Source organism: Mesorhizobium sp. M0011 (genome assembly GCF_040324155.1).
Classification (GTDB): domain Bacteria; phylum Pseudomonadota; class Alphaproteobacteria; order Rhizobiales; family Rhizobiaceae; genus Mesorhizobium.
Map to the genome: position 1 here is coordinate 45,849 of NZ_JAMYVQ010000001.1, position 20,817 is coordinate 66,665.

The window sequence follows — 20,817 nt, forward strand, 5'->3', positions numbered from 1 at the left end:
AATCCTGGAAAAGGAAACCCACCATGCGTTATGCCTGTCTCATCTACTACCACCCCAAGACGCTGTTCGGCGGCAGCCCGCAAGCCAACGCCGTGCTGGCCGAATGCGCCGGATATGACGAGGTGCTCAGGGCCAGCGGCCACTTCGTAACCGCCGAGGCCCTGGTGTTGCCGGAAGAGGCGATGACCGTGCAGGTCCGCGACGGCAAGATGTCTTCGGTCGACGGCCCGTTCATGGAGACCAAGGAGATCCTGGGCGGCATCATCGTCATCGAAGCCCGTGATCTCAATGAAGCGGTGCGGGTGGCGAGCGGCCATCCGCTGGCAACGATCGGCTTTATCGAAGTCCGTCCGGTCGTCGACTTCAGCCAGCCGCCGCCGGTCCTGTGAGCACCGCCGGCCCGCGCGACGCCCTGGAGGCGGCCTACCGCAACGAGGCGAGGCGCGTGCTGGCGACCTTGATCCGCCTGCTCGGCGGTTTCGACGCGGCGGAGGAGGCCTTGCATGAGGCCTTCACTGCTGCCGCCGAACAATGGCCGCGCCAGGGTGTGCCGGCCAATCCCTATTCCTGGCTGGTCTCGGCCGGCCGCTTCAGGACGATCGATCGCTGGCGCCGGGAAGCGCGGCTGGCCGGGGCTCTGCCCGAGCTCACGGCTCTGGCCGAGCCGACACCGGAGCCAGCCATGCCGGAAGACATCCAGGACGATGAATTGCGGCTCATCTTCGTCTGCTGCCATCCGGCGCTGGCGCCGGATGCACGCATCGCCCTGACCCTGCGCGAAGTGGGTGGTTTGACCACCGAAGAGATCGCCCGCGCCTATCTGACGCCGGCACCGACCATTGCGCAACGCATCGTGCGGGCCAAGGCGAAGATCCGGGACGAGGCCATCCCTTACGAAGTGCCCGACCGCGACGACCTGCCGGCGCGGCTCGAGAGTGCGCTACAGGTGATCTACTTGATCTTCAATGAGGGTTACGCGGCAACCGAGGGGCCGGACCTGACGCGGGCCGATCTGTGCGCCGAGGCGATCCGGCTCGGCCGGCTGATGGTCGAACTGCTCGACCAGCCGGAGGCGCAAGGGCTGCTTGCCCTGATGCTGCTGCACGAGGCGCGGCGCGCGGCGCGGGTCAATGCCAGCGGCGACCTTGTCCTGCTGGAGGATCAGGACCGCACGCTGTGGGACCGTTCGCTGATCGCCGAGGCCGACGGCCTGATCGGTCGGGCGATCGCCTCGCGCCGCATCGGACCATATATCCTGCAGGCGGCCATTGCTTCCGTCCACGCCGAGGCGGCCGGCACGGCGGAGACCGACTGGGTACAGATCGTCGCGCTTTACGATGTACTCGGCCGCGTCGACCCCTCGCCGGTCGTGGCACTCAACCGCGCCGCGGCCATAGGCATGCGCGGCGGCCCGCAGGCCGGACTGGCGGCAATCGAGGCGGTCATGGGACAAGGCGGGCTGGACGGCTACCATCTGGCGCACGCGGCGCGAGCAGACATGCAGCGCAGGCTTGGCTTGACCGAAGCGGCAAGGACCTCCTACCGGCGGGCGATCGAGTTGACCCGGCAACCGGCGGAACGCCGGTTCATCGAGGGGCGACTCGGTCAGCTTTGAGCGGGATGGCTGCACAGGGCACCATTCTTGTTTTCCCGTTTTGTTCTCCCTGCGAATGCGCTACAATCGTTCTTTCGATTCGAGTCAATTGCGATTCTTTCCACCGAAAAAACTCGGCTGTGAATCGCGGGTATCAAAGCTGATTGGACAGGCACTGGTGCAGATAAGTCAGCATGGACTTGTCACGTTCTGATATCGAGAAGCCGGGATCGAAATCGGGGACATCATGGCAGAAGCAGCGCGAAAATTCGGCGTGGCGGAAACACCGCTTTATCGAGAAGCGCCAAACAACATCGAGGCCGAGCAGGCGCTGCTCGGCGCCATCCTCGTCAACAACGACGCCTTCTATCGCGTCTCGGACTTCCTCAAGGCCAGCCATTTTTACGAGCCGCTGCACCGCAAGATCTTCGAGGTGGCGTCCGAGTTCATCCGCATGGGTAAGGTGGCGACGCCGATCACGCTGAAAACCTTCCTGCCCGCCGACGAGAAGGTCGGCGACATGACGATGGCGCAATATGTCGTGCGGCTGGCGGTCGAGGCCGTCACCGTCGTCAACGCCACCGACTATGGCCGCGCCATCTATGACCTTGCCACACGCCGCGCGCTGATCACCGTCGGCGAGGACATGGTCAACATCGCCTATGACGCGCCGGTCGACATGGCGCCCGGCGAACAGATCGAGGACGCCGAACGCCGCCTGTTCGAGCTGGCCGAAAACGGCCGCTACGATGGCGGCTTCGAGAGTTTTTCCGATGCGTTGAAGAACGCCGTCGACATGGCCAGTGCGGCTTACATGCGCGACGGTCACCTGTCCGGCATTGCCACCGGCCTGCGCGATCTCGACCACCGCATGGGTGGCCTGCAGCCATCCGATTTGATCATCATCGCCGGCCGCCCAGGCATGGGCAAGACGTCGCTGGCCACCAACATCGCCTACAACATCGCCGCCGCCTATGAGCCCGCCCAGCAGGCCGACGGCTCGGTCAAGGCGGCCAATGGCGGCGTCGTCGGCTTTTTCTCGCTCGAAATGTCGTCGGAGCAGCTGGCCACCCGCATCATCTCCGAGCAGACCGAAATCCCGTCGTCGAAAATCCGGCGTGGCGATCTGACGGAGGCCGATTTCGGCAAGCTCGTCGCCTACACGCAGGAGAACCACAAGCGGCCGCTCTACATCGACCAGACGGGCGGCATCTCGATTGCCCAGCTCGCGGCGCGCGCCCGCCGCCTCAAGCGCCAGCGCGGGCTGGACCTGATGGTCATCGACTATATCCAGCTGATGCAGGGCTCGTCCGCCAAGGCGTCGCAGAACCGCGTCCAGGAAATCACCGAGATCACCACCGGGCTGAAGGCGCTCGGCAAGGAGCTTGGCGTGCCGATCATTGCCCTCTCACAGCTGTCGCGTCAGGTCGAAAGCCGCGACGACAAGCATCCCCAGCTGTCCGATCTGCGCGAATCGGGTTCGATCGAGCAGGACGCCGACGTCGTGCTGTTCGTGTACCGCGAGGAATATTACGTCAAGAACAAGGAGCCGGAGAAAGGCACGCCCGAGCACCTCGCCTGGGAAACGAAGATGGTCGAGGTCCAGGGCAAGGCCGAAGTGATCATTGCCAAGCAGCGCCATGGACCGACCGGCACCGTCAGCCTTGCCTTCCAGGGCGAGTTCACCCGCTTCTCCGACCTTGCCGAGGAGCATCATTTGCCGGAAAGGTTTGAGTAGCTTTTTTTGGTTTCGGAGCAGCCGGTTGGATTTCAGCGATATCTATCAGAGGATAAAATTTGAAGCGTATGAAATCTCTGAGGAAGAACGCTCTCAACTTACCGACTATTTGAAATCCGCAGGGTCGGCTTATCGCTTGGAATCCAACGCAGCGATATTGGTGTTTTGCTACTCGAGCGAACCGACGGCTGAGAATGTTACATTGGTAAGGAAATTCCTAGCAAAGGATGCTGTCGACTATTCTCGAAGCGCGGCAGTAGCTGGTCTTTATCGAGTTTGGAAATTGGGAGCGGCCGCTGACATCAACGATCTGCTGGGCTTTTTGGCTCTTTCGTTGGACGAATCTCGACACGACACCTCTCTGGCAGCGATCGGGTGCGCTTTCCTTTTGATGCATCGGCTCAATGATCGTCGCCTCTCTACTGCCCTTATGAGATTGCTAGAGACGTTGCACGATGAACTCAGGCGAGAGAACGACTTCGTGATCAGATTATTCATCCACGCGTGTTGGTCAGCATACGACAATTGGGCTCTCAACAACGGACAGCGCCGCACGCACTTCGACGCGATCGAAGAGGCTTTGCCGGTTTATTGGGATCGCCAGAAATACCTTTTGGAACCGATAAACTGATGGCCAAATCGCGCGTACAATTCATCTGCCAGAGTTGCGGATCGGTGCATCAGCGCTGGGCCGGCAAATGCGATGCCTGCGGCGAGTGGAACACGCTGGTCGAGGAAGGCACGTCCGGCGGCATCGGCTCCGGTCCGGCCAACACGCGCAATGCCCGCAAGGGCCGCGCGGTGGTGCTGACCACGCTGTCCGGCGATATCGAGGACGCGCCGCGCATCATCTCGGGCATTGGCGAACTCGACCGCGCCACCGGCGGCGGTTTCGTGCGCGGCTCGGCGCTGCTGGTCGGCGGCGACCCCGGCATCGGCAAGTCGACGCTGCTCACCCAGGCGGCCGCGGCGCTGGCATCAAAAGGCCACCGCATCGTCTATGTTTCCGGCGAAGAGGCGGTCGCGCAGATCAGGCTGCGGGCGCAGCGGCTTGGCGTCGCCTCTTCTCCGGTGGAACTTGCCGCCGAGACCAATGTCGAGGACATCCTGGCGACGATCGCCGACGGCAAACGGCCCGACCTCGTCATCCTGGATTCGATCCAGACGCTGTGGACCGACCTTGCCGATTCGGCACCGGGCACCGTCACGCAGGTGCGAGCCGCCGCCCAGGCGATGATCCGTTATGCGAAATCCACAGGGGCGGCGATCGTGCTGGTCGGCCATGTCACCAAGGAAGGCCAGATCGCCGGGCCGCGCGTCGTCGAGCACATGGTCGACGCCGTGCTCTACTTCGAAGGCGAAGGCGGCCATCACTATCGCATCCTGCGCACGGTAAAGAACCGTTTTGGACCGACCGACGAGATCGGCGTCTTCGAAATGTCGGACAAGGGCCTGCGCGAAGTTGCCAATCCGTCCGAGCTTTTCCTTGGCGAACGCCATGCCAAATCGCCGGGGGCGGCGGTTTTCGCCGGCATGGAGGGGACAAGGCCGGTGCTGGTCGAGATCCAGGCACTGGTCGCACCCTCCTCGCTCGGCACGCCGCGCCGCGCCGTCGTCGGCTGGGACGGCGCCCGGCTGTCGATGATCCTGGCGGTTCTCGAAGCCCATTGCGGCGTGCGCTTCGGCACTCACGATGTCTATCTCAATGTCGCCGGAGGCTACCGGATTTCGGAGCCCGCGGCCGATCTGGCAGTGGCGGCCGCCCTGGTTTCCTCGCTCACCGGTCTTGCCCTTCCCGCCGATTGCGTCTATTTCGGCGAAATCAGCCTTTCGGGCGCCGTGAGGCCGGTTGCGCATGCGCAACAGCGCCTCAAGGAAGCCGAAAAGCTGGGTTTTGGAAGCGCGGTTCTGCCCTCGGGCAGCGGGGAACTGGCCGGGGGGATCGGGGCCGGTTCTTTCCAGCCGACCGAGCTTGCCGACCTCGTGGCACGCATAGCCGGCTCACGCCGAAGCCGCGTGGACGAGGAAGACTAGAGCATCGGACCCGGAGCCCGATGCTCCGCGTTATAATGCGGCTCATGGAGTGGGGCGAAAGACATGCCGATTACGCTGCTTGACGGAATTCTCGTCGGCTTCACTCTGGTCTCGGCGATGCTCGCCATGGTTCGCGGCTTCTCGCGCGAAGTCCTGTCCGTCGTCTCCTGGGCAGCGGCGGCAGCGGCGGCGTTCTTCTTCTACAAGCCGGTTGTGCCTTACCTCGCGCCCTACATCGAGAATGAAAAGGTCGCCATGGCGGCGGCCGCCGGCGTGGTTTTCATCATCGCGTTGATCGTCGTCTCGGTCATCACCATGAAGCTAGCCGACTGGATCATCGATTCCAGGATCGGCGCACTCGATCGTACGCTCGGTTTCCTTTACGGCGCCGCGCGCGGCATCCTGGTCGTTGCCGTCGCCCTGCTGTTCTTCAACTGGCTGGCCGGTGCCAAGGCACCAGCCTGGGTCACGGAGGCCAAGTCGCGGCCGCTGCTCGAACAGATCGGCGCCAAGCTCGAAAGCCTGCTGCCCGAGGATCCGGAAAACGCGATCCTCAAGAAGCTCAATCCGAATCAGCCGGCCGCCGAGACGCCAGCGGCTCCGGACGCACCGGCCGCGGATGCTCCGGCGGGCGGCGACGATGCCAACACGCCGGCGCCTGACGACAATGACGCAACACCACCGGCCAACAACGCTCCGGCACCGGCGGCACCGGCAAACTGACGCCCGAAAACGGCGTCAGGATCTGACGATGGTGTGAACGACCGCACGGCCCGCGTTGCTTTCGGCGCGAACCCGCATTATATGGCGATTTTAGCGGAGCTTAAGATGGCAGACGCAGACGACGTGCTTTCCGCCGAGGCCGACGACCATTTCCACGACGAATGCGGTGTGTTCGGCATTTTCGGCCGGCAGGACGCTGCGGCCATCGTTACACTGGGCCTGCATGCGCTGCAGCATCGCGGCCAGGAAGCGGCCGGCATCGTTTCCTATGACGGCAGCCAGTTCCATGTCGAACGCCATGTCGGCCTGATTGGCGACACCTTCACCAAGCAGCGCGTCATCGACAGCCTGCAAGGCAACCGCGCCATTGGCCATACGCGCTACGCCACCACGGGCGGCGCCGGCATGCGCAACATCCAGCCCTTTTTCGCCGAATTGGCCGATGGCGGCTTCGCCGTCGCCCACAACGGCAATCTGACCAACGCCATGACCGTGCAGCGCGCGCTGCAGAAGCAAGGCGCGATCTTCTCCTCCACCTCCGATACCGAGACGCTTTTGCACCTCGTCGCCACCAGCAAGGAACGCGACTTGAACTCGCGTTTCATCGATGCGGTGCGGCAGGTCGAGGGCGCCTTCTCGCTGGTGGCGATGACGGCCAAGAAGATGATCGGCTGCCGCGATCCGCTCGGCATCCGGCCGCTGGTGCTCGGCGATCTCGACGGCGCCTGGATCCTGGCCTCCGAAACCTGCGCGCTCGACATCATCGGCGCGCGTTTCGTTCGCGACCTGAAGCCCGGCGAGATGGTTGTCGTCACGTCCAAGGGCATCGAGAGCCTGTTCCCCTTCGAACCGCAGAAGACCCGCTTCTGCATCTTCGAATATGTCTATTTCGCGCGGCCGGATTCCTCGGTCGAAGGCCGTAACGTCTATGAGGTGCGTAAGCGCATCGGCGCCGAGCTGGCGGTCGAAAGCCCGGTCGAGGCCGACATCGTCGTGCCGGTGCCGGATTCGGGCACGCCGGCGGCGATCGGCTTCAGCCAGGCCGCAGGCATTCCCTTCGAGCTCGGCATCATCCGCAATCATTATGTCGGCCGCACCTTTATCCAGCCGGGCGATTCGATCCGCCACATGGGCGTCAAGCTGAAGCACAATGCCAACCGCCGCATGATCGAGGGCAAGCGCGTGGTGCTGGTCGACGACAGTATCGTGCGCGGCACCACCAGCCAGAAGATCGTGCAGATGGTGCGCGACGCCGGCGCCAAGGAGGTGCATATGCGCATCGCTTCACCGCCGACACGCGCGTCCTGCTTCTACGGTGTCGACACGCCGGAGAAATCGAAGCTCCTGGCATCGCGCATGTCGATCGAGGAAATGGCCGAGTTCATCCGTGTCGATTCGCTTGGCTTCCTCACCATTGACGGGCTCTACCGCGCGGTCGGCGAGGCCAGCCGCGACAACGACCAGCCGCAATTCTGCGACGCCTGCTTCACCGGCCAGTATCCGACCCGCCTGCTCGACTTCGAAGGCCACGACAATGTGCGAACGCTGTCGCTGCTGGCGACGAGCGGGACGTAGGCCGGACCGTCATCAGCGTTAGTCAAATTCCCGGAATCCATCGCATGACCCTCGACCTTTCCGGCCGCGTTGCGGTCGTCACCGGCGCCTCGCGCGGTATCGGCTATTTCATTGCCAAGGAATTGGCTGCCGCCGGCGCGCATGTCATTGCGGTGGCGCGCACTGTCGGAGGACTGGAAGAGCTCGACGACCAGATCAAGGCGGCCGGCGGCCAGGCGACACTGGTGCCGCTCGACCTCGCCGACATGGCCGGTATCGACCGCCTGGGCGGCGCCATCCACGAACGCTGGGGCAAGCTCGACATTCTCGTCGCCAATGCCGGCGTGCTCGGCGTCATTTCGCCGATCGGTCATGTCGAAGCAAAAACCTTCGAGAAGGTGATGACCATCAACGTCACCTCGACCTGGCGGCTGATCCGCTCGGTCGACCCCCTGCTACGGCTCTCCGATGCTGGACGAGCGATCATCCTGTCTTCCAACGCAGCGCACTCGGCGCGTGCCTTCTGGGCGCCCTACGCGGCCTCCAAGGCCGCGGTGGAGACGATGATGCGCTCCTGGGCGCATGAGACGCAGAGCCTGCCGCTCCGGGTCAACGCCGCCGACCCCGGCGCCACCCGTACCGCCATGCGTGCCCAGGCAGTGCCGGGCGAAGATCCCGAGACGTTGCCGCACCCCGCCGAGATCGCCAAACGCATCGTACCGCTGGCCAGGCCGGAGCTGAAAGAGACCGGATTGATCTTCCAGGCCAAGCACAATCGCTTCGTCGCCTATCGCCAGCCGGAATAAAACTTGACTGCGAGATGGATTAAATAGGCCTCCGGCAACGTTTCCTCTGACGTAACCATTCGAACTGGAGGATCGACATGCGCAGACTTGTTCTCGTTGCCACCACGGCCATCGCGGCCGCCCTCGCCGCCACAGTCGGCGCAGCCCTCTCGCAAGATGCCAAGATGAGCTTCTTCGTCACCAGTGTCGGTTCCGGCAAGGGTGCCGACCTCGGCGGCCTCAAGGGCGCCGACGCGCATTGCGCATCGCTGGCGGAAGCCGCCGGCGTCACCGGCAAGAGTTGGGCCGCCTATCTGTCGACCAGCGATACTGACGCCCGCGACCGCATCGGCAAGGGGCCGTGGGTGAACGCCAAGGGCGTCAAGATCGCTGACGACGTCGCCTCGTTGCACAGCGATGCCAACGGCATCACCAAGCAGACGGCGCTCAGCGAGAAAGGCGAAGTGGTCAACGGCCGCGGTGACACGCCGAACCGCCACGACGTGCTGACCGGCTCCAAGCCCGACGGCACCAGGATCGCCGACCAGACCTGCGGCGACTGGACGATGAGCGGGGCGGAAGGCGCCGCTATGATGGGCCATCATGACCGCACGGGCCTCGACGATTCGGTAGCCGCCAAATCCTGGAATTCCTCGCACGCCTCGCGCGGCGGCTGCAGCCAGGAGGCGCTGAAGGGCACCGGGGGCGATGGCCTGTTCTATTGTTTTGCCACCAACTGAGCCGATTGGGCTTCGAAATTTGGGCTGGAACCCATCGTCACATCACGCGGCTGTGATGTGACGATGGAAGGCTGCGCCGCCGTCATGCTTTCGTCATTTCCGTGGAGTTGGTAAGGATCACAGCGACTCCCACAACAAGCGCCCACTGGCAGAATGAGGAAATCCCCATGGCTACGACCGCAGCAGCGTTGGTCTGGTATCTGGTAATCGCCGGTCCGCAAGGCGGCATGGTCGTGCTGCCCAGCACCTTCGACAAGCGCGAACAGTGCACCGCCGCCATCACCGAATATCAGAAGCAGCCGACACCAGCCGGCTGGTCGGTCCAATGCGTGCCGAGCGCCTCGCCCTTCACCGACGAGGGCGACGCCGAAGAACCGTCAGCACAGTAAGCGTCAGCGCCGTGCGCTCACCGTCAGCTCCGGCTTCTGGCTGATGGTCTGGAAGACCACGCAATAGCGCTCGGTCAGCTTCAGCAGCGAGTCTATCCGCTCCTGCGGCTCATCGGTGTCGAGCTTGAAATTGAGCCGGATGGCGCGAAAGCCGACCGGCGCATCCTTGGCGACACCGAGCGTGCCGCGAAAATCGAGATCGCCTTCGGCTTCCACCGTGGCGGCGCCGAGCTTGAACTCGAGCGCCGTCGCCACCGCCTTCAGCGTCACCCCGGCGCAAGCCACCAAGGCCTCCAGCAGCATGTCGCCCGAGCAGAGTTCAAGGCCTGAGCCGCCTGTTGCCGGATGCAAACCGGCGATGGCGAGCGCCCTGCCCGTCTCCACCTTGCAGGCAACCGACTGGTCATCGATCGAGCCCTTGGCGCGAAGCGTGATCAGAGCCTGCGAAGCATCGTCACGATAGGCCTGCTTCAGCGGCGCCTGCATGGCCTTCAGTTCGGTCGCATCCATCCGCTTTCCCCTTCGTCGACTGCTTGCGTCACCGGCATACGCCGTCCGGTCGAGATTTGCGCCGATCACCGTGGGAAGGCAATGCCGTTCCGCAACAGGAAACAGCCGCCAACACCGATATCCCAAATGGGACATTGACGGACAAGGTCACAAAAACGTCTGATCCGGGCAAGTCATCACTCCATTTCCCGGCGGTCCCCAGATGCCCCGTACCCTCTCGACAAGGCCGAAACAGGATGGGTTTCGCGCGCCCGGCGAATTCGAACCCAAATCAGGCTGCTGGATGATCTGGCCGGAGCGACCGGACACCTGGCGCCTCGGCGCCAAGCCCGCGCAAAAGCTGTTCGCGGATGTCGCCGCGGCGATCGCGCAAAGCGAGCCGGTGACGGTGGCGGCCTCTGCTCGCCAGTGGCAGAATGCCCGAGCGCGATTGCCCGGCCATGTGCGCGTCGTGGAAATGTCCACCAACGATTCCTGGCTGCGCGACAGCGGCCCCAATTTCGTCGTCAACGATCAAGGCGACGTGCGTGGCGTCGATTGGATCTTCAACGCATATGGCGGTTTTGACGGCGGCCTCTACGCGCCATGGGACCTCGATGATCTGGCCGCGCAAAAAGTGCTCGAAATCGAGAACATGGATCGCTACCGGGCGCCGTTGATCGCCGAGGGCGGCGGATTGCAGTGCGACGGCCAGGGCACCCTCATCACGACGGAGCAATGCCTCCTCAACCGAAATCGCAACGCCCATCTCGGCAAGGCCGAAGTGGAACGCCAGCTCGGCGACTATCTCGGTGTCGATACCGTCATCTGGCTGCCACGCGGCCTCGCTTTCGACGAGACCGACGGCCATGTCGACGACGTCTGCTGCTTCGTGCGCCCCGGCGTGGTCGTGCTGAGCTGGACCGACAACCGGGAGGACCCACAATACGAGATTGTGCGAGAAGCCGAAGAGGTGCTGCGTTCGGCCCGCGATGCGCGTGGCCGCGCGCTGAAAGTTCATCGGCTGCCCCACCCCTTGCCGATCGAGATGACGCCGGAAGAAAGCGACAGCGTGGACCGGCTGGATTCGACCTGGGCGCGACCGGCCGGAAACCGGATCGCGGCGAGCTACATCAACTACTATCCGGGCAACAGCGTCGTGGTGGTACCGCAGTTCGGCTGCGATCTCGATGTGAGGGCCAAGCAGACGCTGGCCGAGCTGTTTCCCGACCACAAGATAGTCGGCATCGAAAACTCACGCGAGATCCTGCTGGGTGGCGGCAATGTCGCCTGCATCACCTTGCCAGTCTATGCCCCGCAACGGCGTTGAGGGAAGGGCATGCCCAAAACAGATAGCGAAAACGGAGGACATTTATGCGCGCTCTGATCTTCTCAACCCTGCTTGCCTGCGGCATCTGCGCAAATGCGGCTTCGGCTGACGAGGAAAAGATCGTCAACGTCTACAACTGGTCCGACTACATCGCGCAGGACACGGCCGAGAAATTCGAGAAGGAGACGGGCATCAAGGTTCGCTACGATGTCTATGACGGCAACGAGGTGCTTGAAACCAAGCTGCTCACCGGCGGCTCGGGATATGACGTGGTCTACCCCTCAGCCTATCCGTTCCTGAAGAACCAGGTGAAGGCGGGGGCGTTCCTGGAACTCGACAAATCGAAGCTTGCCAACCATTCGAAGATCGATCCGCAGGCCCTGGCGCTGATCGCTGGCGCCGACCCGCGGAACCTGCATGCCGTGCCCTATATGGCGGTCACCGACGGCATTGGCTACAACGTCGCCGCGGTGAAGCAGCGGCTGCCGGACGCGCCGACGGATTCCTTCGCCATGGTCTTCGACCTCGAAATGGTCAAGAAGCTGTCCGATTGCGGCGTGGCCATGATCGATGCGCCGGCGGAAGTCATCCCGATGGCGATGAACTATCTTCACATCGACCCCAAATCGACCAGTCCCGACGACCTCGCCAGGGTCGAGGACCTGATGGGCAAGGTGCGGCCCTACATCCGCTATTTCCATTCGTCCAAATACATCAACGACCTCGCCAACGGCGACATCTGCGTGGTGTTGGGCTGGTCGGGGGACATCCTCCAGGCAAGGACTCGTGCGGCGGAATCCGTGAAGAAGCTGGAGATCGCCTATTCCATTCCCAGGGAAGGCACGCTCATCAACTTCGATACGATGGCGGTGCCGAAAGATGCGCCGCATCCCGACAACGCCCAGGCCTGGATCGACTTCAATCTGCGGCCCGATATCGCCGCGGCCAATTCCAGCTATGTCTCCTACGCCAATGCGATACCGGAGTCCCTGCCGCTGATGGACAAGGCCATAGCCAGCGATCCCGGCGTCTTTCCGGCTGATGCCGTAAAGGCCAAGCTGTTCGTGGTCGACAACAACGACCCAAAGTGGCTGCGATCGCAAAACCGCATGTGGACGCGCATCGTGACGGGGCAATAGAGCCGGCGGGAGCCGTCAGGCTCAAGCGACGTCGCGGAGGGTCGCCAGCAGCTCGACCTGGGAGTGCACGCCGAGCTTGCGGTAGATCTGCTTGATGTGGTTGCGGACGGTGCCGGGCGAGACGGCGAGACTTCGCGAGATGGTCTTGGCGTTGCCACCATCGACCAGGTGCCGCGCAATCTCGGCCTCGCGCCTGCTCAGCCGCGAGCGAGCGTCACCGATTGCGGCGCCCTTGTGCCGGAAGCGGCACAGATGAAGCAATCTTTCCAAAATGAGCCTTGTCGCGCTGCTTGCCGCGCAAGCCGTTGCCAGATCCTGCTCGCCAAACGGTTCTGCCCCGTTTCGCCTGAGAAAAGTGACATAGCCAGCGGTCAGCCCGTCGAGATTGAACACGCCGGTGATCTCGTCGAAACTGTCGGAAGGGCCGAAGAATTCGCGATAGTAGGGGGTGCGCTGGAAGTCGCCATTGCGGAGTGCCGACAGCGGCAACAGGAAATCCTGCCTTGTGCTGGCGAACCTCTGGAAGAAGGGATCCTGGCGATACAGTCGTGCATCGTAGTCGCGGTTCCAGCGATCGGGGCCGGCATCGTCGATGGTCAGGGACGTGATATCGCGACGGTAAAAGCCGACATAGGCGCGGTCGGAGCCAAGCAACTCGCTCGCCGCTGCCGTGAAGCGAGCCGACAATTCTTCGGGAGTCGCGGCAACGGCCGCAGCGGCCACACCGCCGCTCCAGCGTCCAAACTGATCGAGGGAAACGTTCGACTGCATTCCGGCTCACAGTAGCGCAAGCCGTTACAAGTTCAAAACAGCCATTTCCTTTGACTTCGAACCTCTCGGCCATACCTATGCGGGAGTCGTTGTCGCGGAGCCATCATGCCGGTCAAGCTGAAACTGATCTGCCTTATCCTGCCGATGCTTGCCGTCCTGGCGCAGCCCGTCCTGGCTGAAACAGCGGAGCGGCCGGCGCCCTCGGGCGGCGTTCTGTCCCTGCTGCCGCCGCCGCAGACAACCAACCATTCGATCACGCTGGCCGGAAGAAAGCTGGATTACCAGGCAAAAGCCGCCACCCTGTCGCTGCTTTCCGGCAAGGGCGACGTCACGGCGGAGATCTTCTATGTCGCCTACACGCTGGAGCCGCCGGCAAGCGGGGCCAAAGACCCGCAGCGGCCGATCACCTTCGTGTTCAACGGCGGCCCTGGAGCAGCGTCCGCCTATCTGCATATCGGCGCTCTCGGTCCACGGATAATCGCGACGGGAGCCGACGGCGAATTCCTGCCGTCACCGCAAAGACTGATCGACAATCCGGACAGCTGGCTCGACATGACCGATCTCGTCTTCGTCGATCCGGTCGGAACCGGCTATAGCCGCGAGGCACCGGGGCAGGACACGCGCGATTTCTGGGGTGTCAACCAGGATGCCAGCTCGATTGGCGCCTTCATCCGGCTCTATCTCTCGCAGAACGGCCGCACCGGCTCGCCGCTGTTCCTTGCCGGTGAAAGCTATGGCGGGTTCCGCGCGGCGCTGCTCGCCAGGACATTGCAGGAAGATATCGGCATCAGTCCGAACGGCATCGTGCTGATCTCCCCGGCGCTGGAGTTCACGCTGGTGCAGCCCGACGAATTCGAGCCGCTGCATTGGGCGCTCGAACTGCCTTCACTGGCGGCGGTGCGCCTGCGCGCCGAAGGCGTCAGCGGCGATGCATTGCGGGAGAAGCTGGCAGACGTCGAACATTATGCGATGGGCGATTACCTTACGGCGCTCACCAGCGGACTGGAGCAAGGCAGGCGGCTGGCCAGTCAACGCGTGGCTGACATCACCGGCCTGCCGCTCGACCTGGTGCAGCGGAACTCCGCCCGCATTCCCACCGGCCTGTTCGCAAGGGAGTTCGCCCGCGCCAGCGGCAAGGTGCTCAGCCCCTTCGACGCCACGATCGGCACGGCCGACATCGCGCCCGAGAGCGCTCGCATCGCCGGCCCGGATCCGGTGCTCGACCGCAGCGTGCCGGCGCTGACGTCGGCGTTCGTCGGCTATATCAGCGACGAACTGCATTTCCGCACCGATGTCAGCTATCGGCTGCTCAATGGCGAAATCAGCCATAATTGGGACTACGGGACCAGCGCGTCACGGCAAGGCTATGCCGGGGTAATGGACGATCTGCAACGGGCACGCTCGCTGAACCCCTCGCTCGGCGTCGTGATCGTCAACGGCTACACCGACCTGGTCACGCCTTACCTCGCCTCGCGCTACCTGGTGAACCAGATCCCGTCGCTCGCCAATGCCAAGCCTATCCGTCTCGATGTCGTCGAGGGCGGGCACATGATGTATTTCCGATCCGATGGTCGGCGCGCCCTGAAAGAGGCCGCTTCGGAGCTTTACCAGGCGACGCAATAGGCTTGGCGACAGTGCAACTCGCCATGGACCCCTGCCCCAACATAAGCACCGGGCTGGCGTAGCGCCGCAGCGGTTTTCGCCCGTATAGCTTGGTGCCAAGGGAGCTGAATTCACAGTTCCCTTGTGTCGCTCCTCACAGCATTTCTGCCGCTCCGGCAATTTTGGTCCCACGCGCCTTATGGCCGATATCGCCATTCTCGAAACACGCGAGCGGGTTCTTGCAGGCATCCTGCTGACCGGTGCGGCCTATCTGCTGTTTTCGACACAGGATGCTTCGATCAAGCTGTTGGTCGTCGGCATGAGCGTCTGGCAGATCATGTTCTTCCGCAGCATCACCATTCTGGGTGCGTGCGCGGCGATCGGCGGACGACAGTTGTTTGCTGACACGATGCGCTCGCCGATCGTGCGGCCGATGCTGGTGCGCAGTGCCTTCACGCTTGCTGCGTGGCTCTGCTACTACAACGCGGCGCGCAGCCTGCAGCTGGCCGAACTGACCACCGTCTATTACGCGGCCCCAATCATTGTCACCGTGCTTTCGGTGTTCCTGCTCGGCGAAAAGGTGCCGATGCTGCGCTGGCTGGCGGTGCTGATCGGCTTTGCCGGCGTGTTCGTCGCTTGCGATCCGACCCATCTCGGCCTGTCCGTGCCAGTGCTGCTGGTTCTGGCGGCCGCCTTTTTGTGGGGCATCGCCATCGTGCTCTTGCGCAAGACCGCGCTTGCCGAGCGCTCGATGATCCAGCTCCTGCTCAACAATTTCTATTTCCTGCTGTTTTCGGCGGTACCGGCGTTGTTGTGGTGGCGGACACCGGACGGGGCTCAGTTGCTGCTCCTTGCCAGCGTCGGCGCACTCGGCGGCCTGGCACAATACCTTCTCTTCGAAGGCATGAAGCGCACACCGGCTTCGGTCCTCGCGCCGCTGGAATACACCTCGCTTTTGTGGGCATTCGCACTCGGCTTTGCGATCTGGGGCGACGTGCCGCGTCGCGAGGTGTTCCTGGGCGCTGCGCTGATCGTCGCCGCCGGCCTGTTGATCGTCGGCACCGAGCATTTCCGCAAACGGCTATGATGTGGATCACCATCACTGCTGACACTACGATGTCAGCACGCAACGACGTAGGCTGGTGGCATGACTGAGATTGCAGCCACCATAGACACCGCCGCGGAGCGTACGCTCGGCATCATCCTGGTGTCATCCTCGGCGGCAGTGTTTGGCCTGACCGGCGTTCTGACCAAGTCGATCCATGCCGACCCGCTGACCATCATCTGCTGGCGTGGCTTTGTCGGCGCGATCCTGATCAGCCTGTATGTGCTGTGGCGGCGTCACCGATCCGGCAATCGCGAAACGCTACGCCTTGGCTGGCGCGGCTGGCTGCTTGCGGTGGAAGGCGCTCTAGCCAGCATTGCCTTCATCTCGGCGTTCAAGTTCACCTTCGTTGCCAATGTCGCTGTCATCTACGCCACCGCGCCCTTCGTCACCGCACTGCTGGCCTGGGTTCTGACACGGGAACCGTTCCGACTGCAGACGATGGTCGCCGCCGCCGTGTCGCTGTGCGGCGTGGCGATCATGGTCTGGTCCGGCTTCGGCACCGGCAATCTGTTCGGCGACGGACTGGCACTGCTGATGACCATCGGCAGCGGCCTCTACATGATCATGGTGCGCGCCTTCCGCGACACGCCCGTGGTGTGGGCCGGTGCGGTTTCGGCCTTCCTGTTGTTCGTGCTCGGCTGGTTCGTCACCGATCCGCTGGCCGTTTCGCCGAGGGATGCCGTTCTGCTCGCCACTTTCGGCGCGTCCTTCGCGCTGTCCTCGACCCTGTGGACGGAGGGCGCGCGGCTCATCCCGCCGGCCGAATCCGGGCTGCTCGGCTCGGCCGAAGTGCCGTTCGCGATCCTGTTTGCCTTCCTGTTCCTGGGCGAGATTGCCCCAGCCGCCAGCATGATCGGCGGCGTCATCGTGTTGTGTGCGGTGTTTGCCCATGCGGGGCGGGATTGGCTGATGGCCCGCTCGCAACGCTTGGCCAGCCCGCAACGCGTGGCATCAAATATTTCTTAAAAAAGTGACGCGGTCACGGAACCATCATCCGGGTCAGGCATTATTGCTGCGACGGGCCATCCCCAAGTCCCCCCAAACCCCTCGGCCCGTCCTACTCCAAGCCGACCGTAAGGTCGGCTTTTTCTTCATTCAACCGCCCGACAGGGCAAGGTTACCGCCGAGCAGGGCCGCCAGATCGCCCGCCGGACCATCGGCGCCAGCGCGCAGCCGGATGGCGAACTCAGCCATTGGAACCTGTGGCAGGCCAAGCTCGCGCGGTGCCTCGACAATGCCGGAATGGGCAAAGCGGGCCGTTCGCAGCGTCAGCGCGACACCGGCGTTCACCGCCGTGCGCAGGCCGGCCAGGCTGGCGCTGCCGGCAGCAATATGATAGCGGCGGCCGGCAGCATCGAGTGCGGCAAGTGCTGCTTCGCGAAAACCGCAATATGGGTCGAGCAGCGCCAGCGGCAGTTCCTCCTGCCGCGTGGCCAGCCCCTTTTGTGAGCATAGCCATATCATCGGCTCGCGCAGCACACCGACTTCGTCCGGCGCTGCCGCCTGGCGCATGACGATCGCCAGATCGAGGCCGCCAGACTGCAGCGCCTGCGCCAGTTCGGCGGAGCGGCCGACCCGCAGTTCGATCCTGACGCGCCGATGGCTGCCGGCGAAGGCACGCAGCAGATCCGGCAGGCCGCTGTCGGCGAAATCCTGTGTCGTGCCGATGGCGACGCGTCCGGCAGCGCGGGCGCCCTTAAGCGCCAGCCATGCCTCGCGATGGGCGGCAAGGATCCGCCTAGCATGGCCGACGAGGTCTTCGCCTGCAGGGGTCAAGCCGCGCCCTCGCCCTTGCGGCGCCAGCAGCGGCTCGCCGACGATTTCCTCCAGCCGCTGCATCTGGGCGGTCACCGCCGAGGGCGAACGTGCGACGCTTGCAGCCGCCTTGGCCAGTGAGCCGCTGTCGACGAAAGCTAGGAAGGTTCGGAGCAGATCGGGATCCAGCGTTTCCATACTTCGATCTTATCGAATCTTCAGTTAAAAACAATTCGATTTTTTTGATCGAAAGATGGTGGCATGGTTGTTTCAACGGCGATCGGACGCCGCTCAAGCCAAGGAGAAAAAAAATGCCCATCATCAACATCAGCGTCACCGGCAAACCTGACGCGGCTCTTTCCGCTCGCATCGCAAAGGAGGCCACCGAAATCACCGCGACGCAGCTGCGCAAGGACCCGACGATCACGGCAGTTGCCGTGTCCTACGTCGATCCGCAGCACTGGTTCGCCAGCGGCAAGTCGCTGGCCGAGCACGGCACCAACACGTTCTGGCTTGATATCAAGGTGGTCGACGGCACCAATACCAAGCTTGAACTGGAGGCCTATCTGAAGGCGATCTTCGCAGCCTTCGGCCGTCTGCTGGGCGGCGTGCATGAGGAGAGCTACGCCTTCGTGCATGAAGTGCCGGCAGCCGCTTATGGCTATGGCGGCAAGACGCAGGAATTTCGTTTCATTAGTGGACGGCTGCAGGCGGCGTGAGAAGCAGCTTCCCGCACCAAGGGAAGCAAAAGCTCCGCATTGACCTTGCTCCCACATCGTCTAGGTTCTGGCCGACACGGCCGCAAAGAGCCGAGATGCTAAAAAACGTTGGGAGAGACGCGGCATGATCCTGACACTGGCGCTGCTTGCGGGTCTTGTTCTGGCCTGGCTGCTGATCGGCGTGGCGGAAAAATTCCGCCTCGGCCTGCGCTTCACCCAGGCGCTGCTCTATGTGCCGTTCAAGCTCGCCTACCGGATCGGAGACAGCCGCATCCGGGTCGCCCGCAAGGCGCAGGCTCCAGTCATCTACGTCATCTCGCATCAATCGCGCTTCGAGCCGGCGCTGATGCTGTCGCTGCTGCCGGAAGACACGCTGCATATTCTCGACGAGGTCTCGGCGCGCTCGCCGTGGCTCGAACCTTGGCGCGAGCTTGGCCGTACCATCGCCTTCAACGCCGAACATGTCTTCGTCAGCCGCCGGCTGGTGCGCGTGCTCAAAGGCAAGGGCCGGCTCGCCGTCTATCTGCCGGATGCGGTCGAGCCCGACGTCAAGACGTTTCGGTTGTTTCGTGCCGTCACCCGCATCGCCATGCAGGCCGATGCCAAAATCGTGCCGATCTTCGTCGGCGGCGCGCGCGGCCTGCCGGTGTCGCTGACGCCCGCGGACAAGGCGCCACGACACTGGTTTCCGCAGCTGTCGATCAGCGTGCTGGAGCCGATGACCATCGCCGAACTGGTGGCGCGCAACCCGGAGCAGGCCTCGAACACCAACGCGCTGTTCGACCGTGTCGCCGAGGCGCGGCTCTTCGGCACCAACCTCGATCGTGGCCTGTTCCTGGCCATGCGCGATGCCGCCGCCCGCGTCGGCGCTTCGCATACCATCATCGAGGACGTGATCTCCGGTGCGCTGAGCTACCGCAAGCTGTTCATCGGCGCCCGCGTCCTGGGCAGGCGCTTCGAGGCCGTCACGGCGCCGGGCGAAGCGGTCGGCGTGATGCTGCCCAACGCCAATGGCGTCGTGCTGTCGCTCACCGGCCTTCTGTCGGCCGGCCGGGTGGCGGCGATGATCAATTACACGGCCGGGCCGGCGAGCGTCACCGCGGCCGTGCGCACGGCGGTGATAAGGACGGTGATTTCGTCCCGCGCGTTCGTCGAGAAGGCCGACCTTGCCGATATCGTCGCGGCGGTCGAAAAGGGCGGCGCCAGGCTTCTCTGGCTTGAGGATGTGCGGGAGAGCGTCACCGCGCTGGACAAGCTTGCCGCCGCCTTGCTGTGGCGCTGGCCACTGCAGCGGCAGGATGCGGCCAACCCGGCCGTGATTCTGTTTACCTCGGGCTCGGAAGGCACGCCGAAGGCGGTCGTGCTGTCGCACAAGAACCTTTACGCCAACGCCATGCAGGCCGAGGCGCGGATCACCATCTCGCCTGCCGACATCCTGCTCAACGTGCTGCCGGTGTTCCACTCCTTCGGCCTGACGGGCGGCACCATCCTGCCGCTGGTCACCGGGGTAAAGCTGTTCCTCTACCCCTCGCCGCTGCACTACAAGATCATCCCCGAGGTTGCGCGCAAGGTGAAACCGACCATCATGTTCGGCACCGACACATTCCTCGCCAACTATGCGCGCACCGCCAAGGACGGCGATTTTTCCAGCCTGCGCTTCGTCGTCGCCGGCGCCGAGGCGGTGAAGCCGGAAACCCGCCGCGTCTATCGCGAGCGCTTCCAGGCCGAGATCATCGAAGGGTTCGGGCTGACAGAGGCGGCACCGGTGGTTGCCGTCAACACGGCAATCCATGGCCGCGACGGCACGGTCGGGCGGCTGCTGCCGGCCATGCGCATGAAGCTTGAGCAGGTCGAAGGCATTTCCGACGCCGGCCAATTGTGGCTCGACGGACCGAACCTGATGATGGGCTACATGACCGCGGACCGCCCCGGTGAATTGCAGCCGCTGACCGGCTGGCACGACACCGGCGATATCGTTGCCGTCGACCGCGAAGGCTTCATCACCATTCGCGGACGCGCCAAGCGCTTCGCCAAGATCGCCGGCGAGATGGTGTCGCTGGGTGCGGTCGAGATGCTGGTGCAGTCGCTGTGGCCGGAAGAGCACCACGCGGCTGTGGCCGTGCCTGACAAGAGGCGCGGCGAGCGCATCGTGCTGGTCACCACTGCCGACGACGCCAACCCCGACGACTTGCGCAGGTTCGGCAAACAGGCCGGTGCCGCCGAACTGATGGTGCCCAACGACATCGTCAAGGTGGAGGAAATCCCGGTGCTGGGTTCCGGCAAGACTGATTATGTGTCGACGAGGAAACTGGCGATCGACAGGCTGGGGCTCGGCGTCGCGGCCTGA

General features: G+C 63.7%; 20 protein-coding genes. 17 read left to right on the plus strand and 3 right to left on the minus strand.

Features of this window, described 5'->3' with window-relative positions; genetic code table 11:
- The first annotated feature begins 23 nt into the window (after nucleotides 1–23).
- The 10 genes from NKK51_RS00230 (at nucleotide 24) to NKK51_RS00275 (ending at nucleotide 9,557) form a co-directional block, all read left to right on the plus strand.
- Nucleotides 24–389 carry a YciI family protein gene (locus tag NKK51_RS00230; RefSeq protein ID WP_128303068.1) on the plus strand — a complete coding sequence of 122 codons (366 nt, stop codon included), beginning with the start codon at nucleotides 24–26 and terminating at the stop codon, nucleotides 387–389.
- On the plus strand, nucleotides 386–1,615 hold the full coding sequence (locus tag NKK51_RS00235; protein WP_352550550.1) for an RNA polymerase sigma factor: 1,230 nt from the start codon (nucleotides 386–388) through the stop codon (nucleotides 1,613–1,615). Before NKK51_RS00230 ends, NKK51_RS00235 begins: the two co-directional genes overlap by 4 nt.
- A 226-nt stretch (nucleotides 1,616–1,841) precedes the next feature.
- Nucleotides 1,842–3,332 carry a replicative DNA helicase gene (locus NKK51_RS00240; RefSeq protein ID WP_352550552.1) on the plus strand — a complete coding sequence of 497 codons (1,491 nt, stop codon included), beginning with the start codon at nucleotides 1,842–1,844 and terminating at the stop codon, nucleotides 3,330–3,332.
- 25 nt (nucleotides 3,333–3,357) lie between these two features.
- Entirely contained in the window at nucleotides 3,358–3,963 is a 606-nt protein-coding gene (locus tag NKK51_RS00245) for a hypothetical protein (RefSeq protein WP_352550554.1), read from the plus strand.
- Nucleotides 3,963–5,366, plus strand: coding sequence for a DNA repair protein RadA (gene radA / locus NKK51_RS00250; RefSeq protein ID WP_023813748.1), 1,404 nt, complete (start codon nucleotides 3,963–3,965; stop codon nucleotides 5,364–5,366). Before NKK51_RS00245 ends, radA begins: the two co-directional genes overlap by 1 nt.
- 63 nt (nucleotides 5,367–5,429) lie before the next feature.
- A complete protein-coding gene (locus NKK51_RS00255; RefSeq protein WP_127289277.1) occupies nucleotides 5,430–6,089 on the plus strand; it encodes a CvpA family protein in 660 nt (219 codons plus the stop codon).
- A 105-nt stretch (nucleotides 6,090–6,194) separates the two neighbouring features.
- Entirely contained in the window at nucleotides 6,195–7,664 is a 1,470-nt protein-coding gene (gene purF, locus NKK51_RS00260; protein WP_013532528.1) for an amidophosphoribosyltransferase, read from the plus strand.
- Nucleotides 7,665–7,708: 44 nt separating this feature from the next.
- On the plus strand, nucleotides 7,709–8,449 hold the full coding sequence (locus NKK51_RS00265) for an SDR family NAD(P)-dependent oxidoreductase (RefSeq protein WP_352550555.1): 741 nt from the start codon (nucleotides 7,709–7,711) through the stop codon (nucleotides 8,447–8,449).
- A 77-nt stretch (nucleotides 8,450–8,526) separates the two neighbouring features.
- Complete coding sequence (locus NKK51_RS00270) at nucleotides 8,527–9,168, plus strand: hypothetical protein (protein WP_352550556.1); 642 nt, start codon at nucleotides 8,527–8,529, stop codon at nucleotides 9,166–9,168.
- 167 nt (nucleotides 9,169–9,335) lie between these two features.
- Nucleotides 9,336–9,557 carry a hypothetical protein gene (locus NKK51_RS00275; RefSeq protein ID WP_013532531.1) on the plus strand — a complete coding sequence of 74 codons (222 nt, stop codon included), beginning with the start codon at nucleotides 9,336–9,338 and terminating at the stop codon, nucleotides 9,555–9,557.
- A gap of 3 nt (nucleotides 9,558–9,560) precedes the next feature.
- Here the strand turns inward: NKK51_RS00275 and NKK51_RS00280 are convergent, their stop codons facing one another.
- A complete protein-coding gene (locus NKK51_RS00280) occupies nucleotides 9,561–10,067 on the minus strand; it encodes an OsmC family protein (protein ID WP_183453887.1) in 507 nt (168 codons plus the stop codon).
- A 202-nt stretch (nucleotides 10,068–10,269) separates the two neighbouring features.
- Here NKK51_RS00280 and aguA point away from each other — a divergent pair, with 202 nt between their 5' ends.
- On the plus strand, nucleotides 10,270–11,376 hold the full coding sequence (aguA, locus tag NKK51_RS00285) for an agmatine deiminase (protein WP_352550558.1): 1,107 nt from the start codon (nucleotides 10,270–10,272) through the stop codon (nucleotides 11,374–11,376).
- Between the two features lie 44 nt (nucleotides 11,377–11,420).
- Nucleotides 11,421–12,515, plus strand: a complete 1,095-nt coding sequence (locus NKK51_RS00290) for a polyamine ABC transporter substrate-binding protein (RefSeq protein ID WP_352550560.1) — start codon at nucleotides 11,421–11,423, stop codon at nucleotides 12,513–12,515.
- Nucleotides 12,516–12,536: 21 nt separating this feature from the next.
- On the opposite strand, the gene NKK51_RS00295 is transcribed toward NKK51_RS00290, so the two are convergent.
- On the minus strand, nucleotides 12,537–13,238 hold the full coding sequence (locus NKK51_RS00295; protein WP_352550562.1) for a helix-turn-helix transcriptional regulator: 702 nt from the start codon (nucleotides 13,236–13,238) through the stop codon (nucleotides 12,537–12,539).
- Nucleotides 13,239–13,391: 153 nt separating this feature from the next.
- Between NKK51_RS00295 and NKK51_RS00300 the strand changes: the two genes are divergently transcribed.
- The 3 genes from NKK51_RS00300 (at nucleotide 13,392) to NKK51_RS00310 (ending at nucleotide 16,962) form a co-directional block, all read left to right on the plus strand.
- Nucleotides 13,392–14,909, plus strand: a complete 1,518-nt coding sequence (locus tag NKK51_RS00300) for a S10 family peptidase (protein ID WP_352550563.1) — start codon at nucleotides 13,392–13,394, stop codon at nucleotides 14,907–14,909.
- 178 nt (nucleotides 14,910–15,087) lie between these two features.
- Nucleotides 15,088–15,975, plus strand: a complete 888-nt coding sequence (locus NKK51_RS00305; RefSeq protein WP_352550564.1) for a DMT family transporter — start codon at nucleotides 15,088–15,090, stop codon at nucleotides 15,973–15,975.
- A 60-nt stretch (nucleotides 15,976–16,035) separates the two neighbouring features.
- On the plus strand, nucleotides 16,036–16,962 hold the full coding sequence (locus NKK51_RS00310; protein WP_352550565.1) for a DMT family transporter: 927 nt from the start codon (nucleotides 16,036–16,038) through the stop codon (nucleotides 16,960–16,962).
- 129 nt (nucleotides 16,963–17,091) lie between these two features.
- On the opposite strand, the gene NKK51_RS00315 is transcribed toward NKK51_RS00310, so the two are convergent.
- A complete protein-coding gene (locus tag NKK51_RS00315) occupies nucleotides 17,092–17,949 on the minus strand; it encodes a LysR substrate-binding domain-containing protein (RefSeq protein ID WP_352442160.1) in 858 nt (285 codons plus the stop codon).
- A gap of 113 nt (nucleotides 17,950–18,062) precedes the next feature.
- On the opposite strand from NKK51_RS00315, the gene NKK51_RS00320 reads away from it, so the two are divergent.
- Entirely contained in the window at nucleotides 18,063–18,470 is a 408-nt protein-coding gene (locus tag NKK51_RS00320) for a tautomerase family protein (RefSeq protein WP_352550567.1), read from the plus strand.
- Nucleotides 18,471–18,594: 124 nt separating this feature from the next.
- Nucleotides 18,595–20,817 carry an AMP-binding protein gene (locus NKK51_RS00325; protein ID WP_352550569.1) on the plus strand — a complete coding sequence of 741 codons (2,223 nt, stop codon included), beginning with the start codon at nucleotides 18,595–18,597 and terminating at the stop codon, nucleotides 20,815–20,817.

Coding starts and splice junctions, on each gene's coding strand:
- radA (WP_023813748.1), top strand. CDS start 3,963: ATGGCCAAATCGCGCGTACAATTCATCTGCCAGAGTTGCGGATCGGTG.
- purF (WP_013532528.1), top strand. CDS start 6,195: ATGGCAGACGCAGACGACGTGCTTTCCGCCGAGGCCGACGACCATTTC.
- NKK51_RS00290 (WP_352550560.1), top strand. CDS start 11,421: ATGCGCGCTCTGATCTTCTCAACCCTGCTTGCCTGCGGCATCTGCGCA.
- NKK51_RS00325 (WP_352550569.1), top strand. CDS start 18,595: ATGATCCTGACACTGGCGCTGCTTGCGGGTCTTGTTCTGGCCTGGCTG.
- NKK51_RS00275 (WP_013532531.1), top strand. CDS start 9,336: ATGGCTACGACCGCAGCAGCGTTGGTCTGGTATCTGGTAATCGCCGGT.
- NKK51_RS00305 (WP_352550564.1), top strand. CDS start 15,088: ATGGCCGATATCGCCATTCTCGAAACACGCGAGCGGGTTCTTGCAGGC.
- NKK51_RS00315 (WP_352442160.1), bottom strand. CDS start 17,949: ATGGAAACGCTGGATCCCGATCTGCTCCGAACCTTCCTAGCTTTCGTC.
- NKK51_RS00230 (WP_128303068.1), top strand. CDS start 24: ATGCGTTATGCCTGTCTCATCTACTACCACCCCAAGACGCTGTTCGGC.
- NKK51_RS00310 (WP_352550565.1), top strand. CDS start 16,036: ATGACTGAGATTGCAGCCACCATAGACACCGCCGCGGAGCGTACGCTC.
- aguA (WP_352550558.1), top strand. CDS start 10,270: ATGCCCCGTACCCTCTCGACAAGGCCGAAACAGGATGGGTTTCGCGCG.
- NKK51_RS00280 (WP_183453887.1), bottom strand. CDS start 10,067: ATGGATGCGACCGAACTGAAGGCCATGCAGGCGCCGCTGAAGCAGGCC.
- NKK51_RS00320 (WP_352550567.1), top strand. CDS start 18,063: ATGCCCATCATCAACATCAGCGTCACCGGCAAACCTGACGCGGCTCTT.
- NKK51_RS00300 (WP_352550563.1), top strand. CDS start 13,392: ATGCCGGTCAAGCTGAAACTGATCTGCCTTATCCTGCCGATGCTTGCC.
- NKK51_RS00240 (WP_352550552.1), top strand. CDS start 1,842: ATGGCAGAAGCAGCGCGAAAATTCGGCGTGGCGGAAACACCGCTTTAT.
- NKK51_RS00255 (WP_127289277.1), top strand. CDS start 5,430: ATGCCGATTACGCTGCTTGACGGAATTCTCGTCGGCTTCACTCTGGTC.
- NKK51_RS00265 (WP_352550555.1), top strand. CDS start 7,709: ATGACCCTCGACCTTTCCGGCCGCGTTGCGGTCGTCACCGGCGCCTCG.
- NKK51_RS00270 (WP_352550556.1), top strand. CDS start 8,527: ATGCGCAGACTTGTTCTCGTTGCCACCACGGCCATCGCGGCCGCCCTC.